The 12904-nt window shown below is 59.9% G+C and carries 13 protein-coding genes; 7 read left to right on the plus strand and 6 right to left on the minus strand.

Annotated elements, in window-relative coordinates; all coding sequences use genetic code 11:
• Positions 1-56 precede the first annotated feature (56 nt).
• Genes ACE3MN_RS10345 through ACE3MN_RS10360 form a run of 4 tightly spaced genes read left to right on the plus strand, consistent with a single transcriptional unit; the run spans position 57 to position 4002 of the window.
• Entirely contained in the window at positions 57-1496 is a 1440-nt protein-coding gene (locus tag ACE3MN_RS10345) for a circularly permuted type 2 ATP-grasp protein (RefSeq protein WP_024357837.1), read from the plus strand.
• Positions 1490-2419 carry an alpha-E domain-containing protein gene (locus ACE3MN_RS10350; protein ID WP_004121935.1) on the plus strand — a complete coding sequence of 310 codons (930 nt, stop codon included), beginning with the start codon at positions 1490-1492 and terminating at the stop codon, positions 2417-2419. Before ACE3MN_RS10345 ends, ACE3MN_RS10350 begins: the two co-directional genes overlap by 7 nt.
• Positions 2416-3231, plus strand: a complete 816-nt coding sequence (locus tag ACE3MN_RS10355; RefSeq protein WP_004121934.1) for a transglutaminase domain-containing protein — start codon at positions 2416-2418, stop codon at positions 3229-3231. The genes ACE3MN_RS10350 and ACE3MN_RS10355 overlap by 4 nt, the downstream gene beginning before the upstream one ends.
• 18 nt (positions 3232-3249) lie before the next feature.
• Complete coding sequence (locus tag ACE3MN_RS10360; protein ID WP_004121932.1) at positions 3250-4002, plus strand: proteasome-type protease; 753 nt, start codon at positions 3250-3252, stop codon at positions 4000-4002.
• Here the strand turns inward: ACE3MN_RS10360 and ACE3MN_RS10365 are convergent.
• Positions 3987-4754: a helix-turn-helix transcriptional regulator gene (locus tag ACE3MN_RS10365; protein ID WP_024357838.1), complete on the minus strand. Its 768-nt coding sequence runs from the start codon at positions 4752-4754 to the stop codon at positions 3987-3989. The two genes, ACE3MN_RS10360 and ACE3MN_RS10365, sit on opposite strands and share 16 nt — an antisense overlap.
• A 94-nt stretch (positions 4755-4848) precedes the next feature.
• Between ACE3MN_RS10365 and ACE3MN_RS10370 the strand changes: the two genes are divergently transcribed.
• The 3 genes from ACE3MN_RS10370 (at position 4849) to ACE3MN_RS10380 (ending at position 7868) form a co-directional block, all read left to right on the plus strand.
• A complete protein-coding gene (locus ACE3MN_RS10370; RefSeq protein WP_024357839.1) occupies positions 4849-5988 on the plus strand; it encodes a multidrug effflux MFS transporter in 1140 nt (379 codons plus the stop codon).
• A gap of 103 nt (positions 5989-6091) precedes the next feature.
• Positions 6092-7075, plus strand: a complete 984-nt coding sequence (locus tag ACE3MN_RS10375) for a fatty acid desaturase (protein WP_024357840.1) — start codon at positions 6092-6094, stop codon at positions 7073-7075.
• Positions 7068-7868 carry a phosphate/phosphite/phosphonate ABC transporter substrate-binding protein gene (locus ACE3MN_RS10380; RefSeq protein ID WP_049130772.1) on the plus strand — a complete coding sequence of 267 codons (801 nt, stop codon included), beginning with the start codon at positions 7068-7070 and terminating at the stop codon, positions 7866-7868. Before ACE3MN_RS10375 ends, ACE3MN_RS10380 begins: the two co-directional genes overlap by 8 nt.
• Before the next feature lie 179 nt (positions 7869-8047).
• Here the strand turns inward: ACE3MN_RS10380 and ACE3MN_RS10385 are convergent, their stop codons facing one another.
• Genes ACE3MN_RS10385 through ACE3MN_RS10405 form a run of 5 tightly spaced genes read right to left on the minus strand, consistent with a single transcriptional unit; the run spans position 8048 to position 12766 of the window.
• Positions 8048-9400 (minus strand): LLM class flavin-dependent oxidoreductase, encoded by a 1353-nt coding sequence (locus ACE3MN_RS10385; protein ID WP_082237035.1) that lies wholly within the window; start codon positions 9398-9400, stop codon positions 8048-8050.
• 46 nt (positions 9401-9446) lie between these two features.
• A complete protein-coding gene (locus ACE3MN_RS10390; RefSeq protein ID WP_102649726.1) occupies positions 9447-10346 on the minus strand; it encodes an ABC transporter substrate-binding protein in 900 nt (299 codons plus the stop codon).
• Between the two features lie 41 nt (positions 10347-10387).
• Entirely contained in the window at positions 10388-11056 is a 669-nt protein-coding gene (locus ACE3MN_RS10395) for an ABC transporter permease (RefSeq protein ID WP_004133632.1), read from the minus strand.
• Complete coding sequence (locus tag ACE3MN_RS10400; protein ID WP_064342852.1) at positions 11056-11685, minus strand: ABC transporter permease; 630 nt, start codon at positions 11683-11685, stop codon at positions 11056-11058. Before ACE3MN_RS10400 ends, ACE3MN_RS10395 begins: the two co-directional genes overlap by 1 nt.
• Positions 11678-12766 (minus strand): ABC transporter ATP-binding protein, encoded by a 1089-nt coding sequence (locus ACE3MN_RS10405; RefSeq protein WP_024357843.1) that lies wholly within the window; start codon positions 12764-12766, stop codon positions 11678-11680. The genes ACE3MN_RS10400 and ACE3MN_RS10405 overlap by 8 nt, the downstream gene beginning before the upstream one ends.
• Positions 12767-12904 lie beyond the last annotated feature (138 nt).

Genomic DNA, 12904 nt, shown 5'->3' on the forward strand with positions numbered 1-12904 from the left:
AATGCTTATCTCTTACCGGGATTACCTCAAAGTGAGTACAACCGGAGGAGACGGCCATGATAAAAATAACGCTTCCTGACGGGCATTATTATGATGAGATGCTTACCGCACAGGGAGAGCAGCGTCAGCACTATAACGCCTGGTGGCAATGGTTTCGCAGTACCGATCAATTCTCTATCCGGCAGAAAAAAGCGCAGGCGGAGCTGCTCTTTCACCGTATCGGCATCACCTTTAACGTTTACGGTGAGGATGAGGGCACCGAACGACTGATCCCATTTGACAGCGTGCCGCGCATTATTCCCGCCGGCGAGTGGCAGCGGATTGACCGCGGCATCCGCCAGCGGGTGAAAGCGCTCAACGCTTTCCTTTACGATATTTACCACGATCAAAACATCCTCCGCGCCGGGCTGATCCCGGCCGAGCAGGTGCTGGCGAACGAACAGTATCAGCCCTGTATGCAGGGGATAAATTTACCCAATAACACCTATGCCCATATCACCGGGGTCGATATGGTGCGCAACAGCGACGGCCAGTATTACGTGCTGGAGGATAATCTGCGCACGCCTTCCGGCGTCTCTTATATGCTGGAAAACCGCAAAATGATGATGCGGCTGTATCCTGAAATGTTCGAACAGCACCACATTGCGCCGGTCGAACGCTACCCCAGCTATCTGCTGCAAACGCTGCGTGAAAGCTCGCTGGTGGACGATCCGTGCGTGGTGGTGATGACGCCCGGACGGTTTAACAGCGCCTATTTTGAACACAGCTTTTTGGCCCAGCAGATGGGCGTTGAGCTGGTGGAAAGCGCGGATCTGTTTATTAAAACCGGGGCGGTGTACATGCGTACCACCGAGGGGCCGCGGCGGGTGGACGTCATTTACCGGCGTATCGACGACGCGTATCTTGACCCGCTGGCCTTCCACGCCGACTCGATGCTGGGCGTTCCGGGGCTGCTGTCGGTGTATCGCGCCGGGGGCGTGGTGCTGGCGAACGCCATCGGCACCGGCGTCGCCGACGATAAATCGATCTACCCCTTCGTGCCGGAGATGATCCGCTTCTATCTGGGCGAGCAGCCGATCCTGAGCAATATCCCCACCTGGCAGTGCCGTAAAGCGGAGGATCTCAGCTACGTGCTGAGCAATCTTGAACTGATGGTGGTGAAGGAGGTTCACGGCGCGGGCGGCTACGGCATGCTGGTCGGTCCGCGCTCGACTAAAGAGGAGCGCGAAGCGTTCCGCCAGCGCCTGCTGGCGAATCCGGCCAACTATATCGCCCAGGACACCCTGGCGCTGTCGACCTGCCCAACCTTTATTGACGAGGGGCTAGCGCCGCGCCATATCGATTTACGTCCCTTCGTGCTCTCCGGCCAGGAGATCCGCCTGGTTCCCGGCGGCCTGACCCGGGTGGCGCTAACCGAAGGCTCGCTGGTGGTGAACTCGTCGCAGGGCGGCGGCACCAAGGATACCTGGGTGATGGAGGATGATGAATCATGTTAAGCCGCACAGCGAGTGAACTCTTCTGGATGGCGCGCTACCTTGAGCGCGCGGAAAGCTATGCCCGGGTGCTGGACGTAACCTGGAAGCTGTCGATGATCCCCCGCCATAGCCAGCAGTCGCGGGATCTAGCCTTGCCGCTCAATCTGTCGCTGACTCATGAGCTGTTTCAGGCGCGCCACGCGCGTTTCACCATGAGCAATCTGCTCAATTTTTTCGCCCTCGACGGCAACAACCCGTACAGCATTTTCAGCTGCGTCGAGATGGCGTGGAACAACGCCCACGCGGTGCGCGGCAGCCTGTCGGCGGAGGTGTGGGAAAGCATCAACGCCACGCGCATTGAGCTGCGAAAACTGCGCCAGCAGGGGATCGGCGAGCTGGGCAATGACGCTTTTTTTGAATGGGTCAAAGAGCGGGTGCATCTGTTTCGCGGTGCGATTCTCGGCACGCTGCTGCGCAATGACGCCCTGAGCTTTATCGGCATCGGGACGCTGATCGAACGGGCGTCCGCCACCGCGCAGCTGCTGTTGATTAAGGATCAGCAGTTGACCAGCGATCCCGACCCGGTACGCGAGTACTACCGGCTGGATACGCTGCTCAACGCGGTCAGCGCCCGCGAGGCCTATAACAGCATCTACCGCCAGCCGGTAAGCCGCGAGACGGTAATGGAACTGCTGATCCTGCGCGACGATGTACCGAGATCGCTAAGAGCGAGCATCTCCGACCTCGTCGGGCAGCTGGAGCAGATTGCCAACGATCGCTCGCACCTGCCGCTGCGCCTGGCGCACCAGCTGAACGTCGACCTGCGCTTCAGCACCCGCGACGATCTGGCGCAGGCCGATTTACAGATCACCCTTAATGCACTGCTGGCGCGGATTAACGCGCTTTCTGACAGCATCAGACAAACCTATCTGGAGGCGTTATGAAACTGGTTATCGATCACCTGACCCGCTACGGCTACGATGAAGAAGTGAAGTTTTCGACCCAGTATCTGCGCCTGACGCCGCGCAGCACCGGTCGCCAGAAGATCACCGCCTGGTCATTGACCTTGCCGGACGGTTCCGCCGTCGCCACCACCGACGCGTGGGGCAACGTGCTGCACGTGCTGACGCTGGATAATCCGCATAAAGAGATAACCATTCGCGCCAGCGGGATCGTCGATATTGCGGAAGAGGGGGACGATATCGGCGCGGAGCCGCAGGAGCTGCTGTCGCCGCTGGTTTTCTTGCGCTGTACGCCGCTTACGCGCGCTGACGGCCCGATCCGCGAATTCGCCCAGCGCTGGTATCAGCCCGAGGCGCAGGAAGAGAGCCTGAACCAGTTAATGGGCGAACTACTGCTGAGAATGCCCTATTCGCCGGGCGCCACGCAGGTGCAGGATTCCGCCGCCGATGCCTTTGCGCGCGCGAAGGGCGTTTGCCAGGATCACACCCACGTGTTTCTCGCCTGCTGCCGGGCGCTGGAGATCCCGGCGCGCTACGTCAGCGGCTACGTCTACAGCGATAATGCCGAGCACGTCGCCATGCACGCGTGGGCCGAAGTGTGGCTCAACGAGCGCTGGCAGTCGTTTGATATCACCAATAACACGCGCAGCCTCAATCAACATTTGCGGCTGGCGACCGGGCTGGACTATCTTGATGCGTGCCCGGTTCGCGGCACCCGCCTCGGCGGCGGGGGAGAAATCATGTTAACTAACGCTGAAGTGCGCGAACATTCGCAGCAGGCGCAGCAGCAATAACGGCAGGAACGAAAAACGATGACCTACTGTGTGGCCATGTGTTTGTCAGATGGACTGGTATTTGCCTCAGACTCCCGCACCAACGCGGGAGTAGACCATATTGCAACGTTTAAAAAACTGCACGTTTTCCATCAGGATGGCGAACGGGTCATGGTGCTGCAGTCGGCGGGCAACCTGGCCACCACGCAAAGCGTGATTAGCCTGCTCAGCGGCCGCATTCGTACCCAGCAGGAGCCTAATCTGATGCAGGTGACCTCGTTATACGACGCGGCGATGCTGATCGGTAAAACCTTGCAGGAGGTGATTCAGCGCGACAGCAGCAATCAGCAGAACTGCGGCAATACCAACTTCAACTGCAACCTGCTGCTCGGCGGGCAGATCGCCGGGGAAACGCACCGGCTGTTTCATATCTACCCGGAAGGCAACTTTATCGAAGCCACGCGCGACACGCCCTATTTCCAGATTGGCGAGAGCAAATACGGCAAGCCGATCATCGACCGGGTGTTGACCATCGATACTCCGCTGGAGCAGGCGATGTGCTGCGCGCTGATCTCGATCGACTCCACCCTGCGCAGTAATCTTTCGGTGGGGCTGCCGCTGGACACGCTGCTGTACCGCAGCGGGAGCCTGAGCAGCGCCGAACAGCATCGGATCACCGAAAGCGATCCCTATTTCAATACCATTCGCAAAGCGTGGTCCGAGGGGCTGCAAAGCACCTTTCTCAAGCTGCCGCCGTTTACGCCGGGCGGCCAGAATCAGGCGGAAAAATAACGCCCCGGGGTCATGCCGGTCATGGTGCGGAAAAAGTAGATAAAAGCGCTATCGCTGGCGAAGTCGAGCGCCTGTGCCGTATCGGTGATGCGCTCCCCGGTTGCCAGCATCTCGACCGCTTTCATTAATCGCCACTGTTGTCGCCACTGCTGGTAGGTCATCCCGGTATCGCGGCGGAACAGGCGGCTGATGGTTTTTTCGCTGGCGCCGCAGCGGGCAGCGAGCGCCCCAAGCGCCGGCGGCAGCGCGTCGCCGCAAACCATCGCCAGCCGTTTATCCTGCGGCAGCGCGAGCATCATCGGCTCCCGGGCCGCGAGGCGAATTTCCGCCTGGCACAGGGCGGCAAGATGCCGCGCCGGTTCGGCTTCCCAGTCGGTATCCCAGGGGCTGGCGCTGATGCGTTCTAATAGCTCGCGCAGCAGCGGCACCACGTTGAGTATCGCCGACTGCGTTGGCAACTGAGGGTAACGCTGCGGCTGAAACCAGACGGAACGATAGTCGACAATGTTTTTCATCTCCGCGCGATGGCGGACTTCGGCGGGGATCCAGGCCGCGCGCCCCGGCGGAAGCAGGCACAGCAGGGCGCCATCGTTAAGGGTCAAACGGACGCATCCCTGACGGGTAAACAGAATCTGCGCCATCTTATGCTGGTGGCTACCGGAATCGTGATCCCCTAACGCCGACTGCACGCCAATCAGGTGAGTTTTTAAGGTATCCGGATCGAATGCCGCATCAGCGTCAAGCCAGGCCATAATGTCTGATTTCCGATATTTAAAGTCATTATGTTTATAATGTTCGAAAAACGGCCTGCCTACAATAGCGCCTCTTGTTTATCAGGAGGTGGATATGTTGGGACGTGCCGCGCGGGTGCTGGTGACCGCGCTACTGATGTTTCCGCAAATAGCGGAAACGATTTATAGCCCGGCGCTGACCGATATCAGCGCCCAATTTTCCGTGAGCGCGCCGCAGGCGGCGCAAACCCTCTCCGTCTACTTTATCGGTTTTGCCGTCGGCGTACTGCTGTGGGGCGGATTCAGCGATCGCTACGGTCGGCGTCCGGCTCTGCTGGTCGGACTGGGCGTTTATGCGATGGGATGTCTGATGGCGCTGTGGGCCGCGGATTTTTCGCTGCTGTTGGCGGCGCGGATAGTGACGGCTATTGGCGCGGCAACCGGCTCCGTAGTGACGCAGACGGTCCTGCGGGACTGCTATAGCGGGCGGCAGCTGGCGGGGATTTTTTCGTTTATCGGCCTGGCGCTGGCGGTGAGTCCGGCCGTCGGGGTCTATATCGGCGGCGGACTGACCGCCATCTGGGGGATGCGCGGCGTCTTCAGCGCGCTGGCGCTTCTGGCCGCCGTGCTCCTGCTGGGCTGCCTGCGGCTGATGCCGGAAACGCGTCCGCAAAATCGCGCTGGGGAGCCGTTTCTTCGCGTGCTGCGGCGGATGGCGGGGGATAAATATATTGCGCTGGCGGCAATACTGGTGGCGGCATTTAACGTCAGCCTGTTCAGCTACTACAGCCTGGCCCCCTTTCTCTTCGCCCGATTCGATCTTGATACCCTGACCTTTGGCTACAGCGGCATGGCGCTTGCCGCCGGTTCGCTGCTCGGCGCGCTGCTTAACCGCGTGCTGCTGCGTCAGCATGTCCCGCTGGGGCGGATACTCGCCATCGCCTGCATTCTGCACTTCGTCGGCGGCGTCGCGGTGTACGTGCTGCGGGAATCGATCTGGTTTGTGGCGCCGGTGGCGCTGGTCACCCTTGCCTGGGCCATGGCGATCCCGCTGGTGCTGGGGTCGGCGCTGAGCGCCTACGGCGACTGTCGGGGCACCGCCGGCGCCTTTTTCGGCCTGTTTTATTATGTGCTGATTGGCGCCGGTCTGCTGGCGGCCGGGTGGGGGCAATCGCTGGGAGCGTCGCTGCTGGTTTGCGCAGGCGTGAGCATTTTTGCCGGGTGGCGCTATATCACCGTGTTCGACAGAGGGTAAGGTCATTTTCTGGCAAAGCTAAGTGATTTAACTTCTTTGTTATTTAACGCGTTATCTCACATCTTCGGGGGACAAAAGATAACGCGAAAAGGTAGCGGCAGGAATGGCAAAAAGCAGGTCGGTCTATCTGCATCCGCAGCAGCGTGAGCGGATTCATCAGTTTTCCCGTAGCTGGTTGTGGCGCAGCGAGCTGCCCACCTGGCTGCTGATCGTTGCCGTCTACGGCGGCTGGTTTGCCTCGCTGGCCTGGTGGCGCGAGCTGGGGATTTTCCCCGCCACGCTGCTGCTCATCTGGTTCACCGCCTGGTATATGTCATTGCAGCATGAGCTTATTCACGGTCACCCCACGTCGCGGCCATGGTTTAATCAGCTGCTGGGGACGCTACCGCTGGCGGTCTGGTATCCCTACGGGCTGTATCGCGACTCGCACCTGGCGCATCATAATCATCAGCTGCTGACGCAGCCCGTTGACGATCCGGAATCCTACTATTTTACGCCGCAGAGCTGGCGACGTTTTGCCCCCTGGCAGCGCAGCCTTATTCATCTGCGCAATACGTTTCTCGGCAGGCTGCTGGTGGCGCCGCTGCTGGATATTGCCCAGACGCTCGCCAGCGCGCTGGCGGCATTTCGTCACCGGCGGGTGAACGTGATAGCGATGTGGCTGGTTCACGGCCTGCTGCTGGCGGCGCTGTTCGCGTGGATGAATCACCTCGGCTTTTCGCCGCTTTATTTCGTGCTGGCTATCAGCTACCCGGCGCTGGCGTTGACCAAAGTGCGCTCTTTCCTTGAACACCGCGCCGCGGACGATCCGCTGGCCCGTTCGGTGATTAACGAAGCGGGGCTGGTCTGGCGGGTGCTGTTTCTCAATCTCAACTACCATTCAGTGCATCACGATTTGCCGGGCGTGCCGTGGTACGGGCTGCGAAAAATCTATCTGTTTAATCAGGCGGACTACCAGCGGCGCAACGCCGGGTTTGTGGTGCGCGGTTACGGTGAATGGCTACGGCATTTTTTTGCCAGATCGGTGGCGGTGAATGCTCATCCCGGGTTCAACCAGCAGGGTAAGGCGGATAAAGACCATGAGTGAAAGGCTGGCGTTTCCGATGTACGCGGTGAATGACGAGGATACTCAGGCGCTCTGGCGGGCGGTGCGGCAGCTGCTGGCGGCCCGTGGCGTGGTGGATGAGGATACGCTGTCATATCAGGTACCTGAGGATCTGCTGACCCACTGGCGCCATCCGGCGCTGCTGCTGAGCCAGACCTGCGGTTATCCGCTGATGACGCGGCTGCCGGCAGCGCAAACGGTGGGCTGTTTTCACTATTCGGCGCCGGGGTGCGAAGGGCGGAACTACCGCAGCCTGCTGGTGGTGCGTGAGGCGGAGAGCCGGCAGACGCTGGCGGATTTTCGCGGGCGTCGGGTCGCGTGCAATTCGCCGGATTCCCAGTCCGGCTATAACGTGCTGTTAAAAATGGTCGCGCCGCTGTCGCGCGATGGGCGTTTCTTCTCGGCGGTAGCGTTTAGCGGCAGCCATCGTCAGTCGCTGCGTGAACTTCAGCAGGGGACAGCGGATATCGCCGCCATTGATTGCGTGAGCTGGGCGCTGCTGCAGCGCCATCAGCCGGAGGCGCTAGCGGGGCTGGTGGTGATTGCGCATAGCCCGCTCGCCCCGGGTCTGCCGCTGATTACGTCGGCGACGACGTCCGCGGCGACGCTGGGGCTGCTGAGAGAGGCATTGCAGCAGTTGGTGAGCGATGAACGCTACCGGCCGCTTTGCGAAGCGCTGTTTATCTGCGGCTACAGCGATATGCGGCGCGCGGACTATCAGCCGCTGCTGGCGTGGCGTGATGAGGCGGCGGCCAGAGGCGTCGTGCGGCTGTAGGCGGCAATTTTCCCGGGCAAGGCGCGTTGAGCGCCGCCCCCGGGAGCAGAGCGCAGAGTGGCTGAATTGCCCGGGGGCGATGCTTGCGCATCTGTCCGGGCTACCGGCCCTCAGACGGCTGGGAACCCGTAGCCCCGGTAAGGCGCCAGCCGCCACCGGGGAAATAAGCAGAAGCCGCGCTATGACGCCTGCGGTTTGCCATCCCGGCGGGCGAAGCGGTTTTCGACGACCGGCAGGCCCAGCTTCTCGCGCAGCGTGCCGGTCGGATAGCGATCCCGCATCGCGCCGCTGCGCTGCAGAATCGGCACCACCTGCTCAACGAAGCGGTCGAAGTCCCCCGGCAGCAGCGGGAACATCAGGTTAAAACCGTCGGCGGCGCCGGCGCGCCAGGTTTCCGTCAGCGTGCTGGCGATCTCCTCGGCGCTGCCGATTAGCAGCCAGCTATCGGAGCTTTGCAACAGCAGCTTGCCCAACGCCAGGATCGTCAACCGCGGATCGTAATCACGAATTAGCCTGAGGGCGGTGCGGATCCCATCAAAGGTCTCTTCCTCCGGCAGCGGCGGCAGCGGTTGGTCGACGGGATAAGCGGATAAATCCATGCGCAGATAGGAAGAGAGCAGGTCGATGGCCATCTGGTCGCTCATTAGCTGCTCGTTAAGCCGCTGGCGTTCCTCCTTTTCCGCGTTTGAATTCACCACCACCGGTAAAACGCCGGCGATGATTTTGAAATGCGCCGGATCGCGGCCGTGGCTGCGCAAACGCTGGTTTATCTCCTCGCGGTAGGCCAGCCCCTCAGCGATAGATTTGATAAACACAAAATGCATATCTGACCAGGCGGCGGCGAGGTTTTTACCCGCCTCAGACGAGCCGGCCTGCACCAGGACCGGATGCCCCTGCGGCGGGCGAGGGACGTTCAGCGGCCCGCGCACGCGGAAGAACTCGCCCGCGAAATCAAGATGATGCACCTTGCTGGAATCGGCAAATAGCCCGCTGGCTTTGTCATAGCGCACCGCGCCGTCTTCCCACGAGTCCCACAGCTGAGTGACCACATCAATAAACTCGCCGGCGCGCTGGTAGCGGCTGCCGTGCTGCGGCAGGTGGTCAAGGCCGAAGTTGGCCGCTTCCTCCTCCAGCCATGAGGTCACGATATTCCAGCTGGCCCGCCCGTTGCTGAGAAAATCGAGGGAGGCGAAATAGCGGGCGAGATTATAGGGCTCGTTATAAGAGGTGGACGCCGTGCCCATCAGGCCGATATGTTCTGTTACCGCCGCCAGCGCCGAGAGAAGAGTGATGGGCTCCAGCCGGGCGTTGGCGTAATGGGTTAAGCCGCTGGGCACCGTATCCCAGATAGCGATATGGTCGGCGATAAAAATGGCGTCGAGCGTCGCGGCCTCCGCTTTACGGGCCAGATCGACATAGTACTTGAGGCTGAAAATTTCCTTCTCCGGCGCCTGCGGGTGACGCCAGGAAAAGCGGTAGTCACCCTGAGGATTGAAGAAGAAAAGGTTCAGGATCATAGGATTATTTGGCATTTTCTCGGCTCATTTGGAGGTGATGCCTTCCCTGGCATGGCGGCGATCAGTTGCCGTTGAGGTGCGTTTTGACCCACTGTTCGGCCACCGCCGCCGGATCTTTATGCTGCAGATCGACCTGCTGGTTAAGTTCGATCAGCGCGGCGTTGTTCAGCTTGCCGGAGACCTCATTGAGCACTTCGCTGATTTTCGGCGTCAGGCTGGCTTTGCGCACCAGCGGCACCACGTTCTGGCTTGGCTGTTCATGCTTATCATCCTCCAGGACTACCCAATCCTCTTTTGCGAGGTTGCCCTGAGTGGAGACAACCGTGGCGACGTCGATTTTGCCGGAGTTAAGCGCCAGACGGGTCAGCGGACCGCCCATATCCAGAGATTTCACCGCCTTAAATTCAAGCCCGTAGACGCGCTTAAGGCCCGGCAGGCCCAGGGCGCGTACCGGGAATTCCGGCGGGCCGCCGATAGTCAGCTGATGGGCCACGGGCTGCAGGTCGGAAAGCTTGCTGAGGTGATATTTTTTTGCCGTTTCCGCGCGCACGGCCCAGGCGGTAATGGACGAGGCCGGGGAGGGGGTGAGCAGCGTAAAGTCCGCCGGCAGCGCTTTGGCTAACTCAGCGCTAACGTCGCTCTGGCTGGTGGCCAGCGTTTTGCCGTCATAATAGTTCAGCAGGGCACCGAGATATTCCGGAACAATATCAATTTCGCCGCTCTGCAGCGCCGGAATAATAATCTCGCGATTGCCGAGATTAAGGCGGGTTTTCACCGCAATATCGTTTTTCTTTAGTGCGCTGGCGTAAATATTGGCAAGGATTGAACTTTCGGTGAAATTCGCTCCGCCAATGGTGACGCCCTGCGCCAGGGCGTTAAAACTTAAGCTTAATAATCCCGCGGTGAATACCGAAAGACGCAAGCGGCGACGATGCGCGGAAATGCCAAATAGCTGCTTCATAATACCTCTTTACCTGCAGGTGGTTTTTTGTTGTTGGGGAATTAATTTATTTGCGCGACCGGCGCCGGGACGATGCGCCGGGAGAGTAATGAAAAAAGCAGTTCGCAGCCGATGGCCAGCAGCGATACCACTAGCGAACCGGCAATAACCTGGGGAATATCGCGCTGGCCAAGTCCGTCGATCAGAAAGCGCCCGAGGCCGCCAAGGCCGGCGTAGGCGGCGACGACGGCGGTCGCGATCAGCTGTACCAGCGCGGTCCGCAGGCCGGCGAGTATCAGCGGCGCGGCGAGCGGTATCCGCAGCTGCCACAGGCTCTGGAGCGGCGTCATGCCCAGCGCTTTTGCCGCATCGCACAGCTGACGGTCGGCATGATAAATGCCAACCCAGGCGTTGGTGAGGATCGGCGGAATCGACATCGCCACCAGCGCGGTAAATACCGGAATATCATTAAAGCCAAACACAATAATGCATAACAGGATTAAACCTAAAGAGGGAATGGCGCGACCAATATTAAACAGATTAATAATCACAAACGCGCCCTTGCGCCAGTAGCCGAGAATAATCCCCAGCGGCAGCGCAATCGCCGAGGCAACGACTATGCTGATCAGCACATAATAAAGATGTTCGCGCAGGCGAAGTAATATTCCCGCATCGCCTGTCCAGTGCTGCGGTTGTAATAACCAGTGAAACGTTGCTTGCAGGATATCCATTAGCGGGCCCACGGCGTTAGCCAATAGCCGATGCGGGCAATCAGCGAATCCAACAGCAGAGATAGCACAACGCTGAGCGCCAGGCTGACCGCGATAGGCGTGACAAAGTTCTGGTTAAACCCGGCTAACAGAAGCTGTCCGAGACCGCCCTGGCCAATTAAGGCGGTGACCGTCACCAGCCCGACCAGCGTCACCGAAGCGATGCGTAACCCGGCGAACAGCGAGGGCAGCAGCAGATGCAGCTCTATATCGACAAAACGAAACCCGCGGGTATAGCCCAGCGCGCGCGCCGACTCCAGCACCGGCGCCGGGAGTTTCTCTATTCCGGCGATAACGTTGCGCAGCAGGATCAGCAGCGAGTAGAGCGTCAGGCCGATAATTGAGGTCATCAGCGACAGTCCGGTAAACGGCAGTAAGAGAATAAACAGCGCCAGAGACGGGATAGTGAACAGGATCCCGCACAGGTAGATCAGCGGCTGGGCGGCCGCGGGCCAGCGCAGCGTCAGGCTAATCAATACGCCGGTGAAGAGGGTGCCGAAAAACAGCGAAACGATCACCAGCTGTACATGCTGCCAGAGCAGTTCGCCGATCATGATTTTGTTGTCGAGGATCCACGGCCAGTCAATCATAGCGGCGAAGATCCACGTGGCCTTCCAGCACGTTCTGCAGCAGAGCGTGGGAGATGCTGCCCTGATATTCACCGTCGGCATCGACATGAACCACTACGCCGCCGGGGGCATCCAGCAGCGCGCTGTAGGCAAAGCGCAGCGTGTTGATAGCCGCCAGCGGCGCGTCGACCGGCAGCGTCCGGCGCTTAACCGGATCGAACCAGTTTAGCGGACGCCGTTTTTTGTCCAGCACCAGGCGCAGCGGACTGGCGACCGGCGGATGCGGGCTGGCGATGGGGGAGAGGCTCTCATCAATAAGCGGCACGTCATGGCGCGGGAGCTGTCCGACCTGAATTCTCCCCAGCCGTTGCAGATTCGGTTCGGGGCCGATAAAGCGGCGCACAAAGTCGCTGGCCGGATGCGACAAAATATGGTCAGGCGTAGCGAACTGCGCCAGCTCGCCGCCCTCCTGGAAGATAGCGATTCTATCGCCAAGGCGGATAGCTTCATTGATATCATGGGTCACCAGGACGATCGTTTTGCGCAGGCGCTGTTGCAGCAACAGCAGCTCGTCCTGCAGGCGCTCGCGAACGACCGGGTCGATAGCGGCAAAAGGTTCGTCCATCAGGAGAACAGGCGGATCGGCGGCCAGCGCTCTGGCGATCGCCACGCGCCCCTGCTGGCCGCCGGAAAGCTGGTGCGGATAGCGGGGCAGGACGTTGCGGTCGAGAGACATCAAATCCACTAATTCGTCGATGCGCGCCTGGATATGCTTTTTGCTCCAGCCGAGAAGGCGCGGAACCGTGGCTATATTTTGCGCGACCGTACGATGTGGAAAGAGGGCGGCGCTTTGCATGACAAAGCCAATTTGGCGGCGCACCTGAATAATATCGGCAGCGGCAAGCTTAACGCCCTGAACGTATACGTCACCGGCATCAGGAACATCCAGCTGATTAATCATCCGCAGTATGGTTGTTTTTCCGCACCCGCTGGGGCCAACGAAAGTGCACAGTTCGCCGCTATTAATCACCAGACTAAGGCCGCGAATAGCCGCATGCGCGCTGCCGGGGTAGGTCTTGCGAATATTATCGAGTTTAATCATAAAGCCGTTGTGCCCTGAATGTTCTTTCATGAAAAGCATGAATAGAGCACAAGCTACAGAGGCGGTGATTAACGAGCAAATATGATATTTGCATTTGCAATGCCGCGATTCGAATTAAAGCGTCGACGTCAATCAGCG

Source organism: Klebsiella grimontii (assembly GCF_042137965.1).
GTDB classification, from domain to species: Bacteria; Pseudomonadota; Gammaproteobacteria; order Enterobacterales; family Enterobacteriaceae; genus Klebsiella; species Klebsiella grimontii.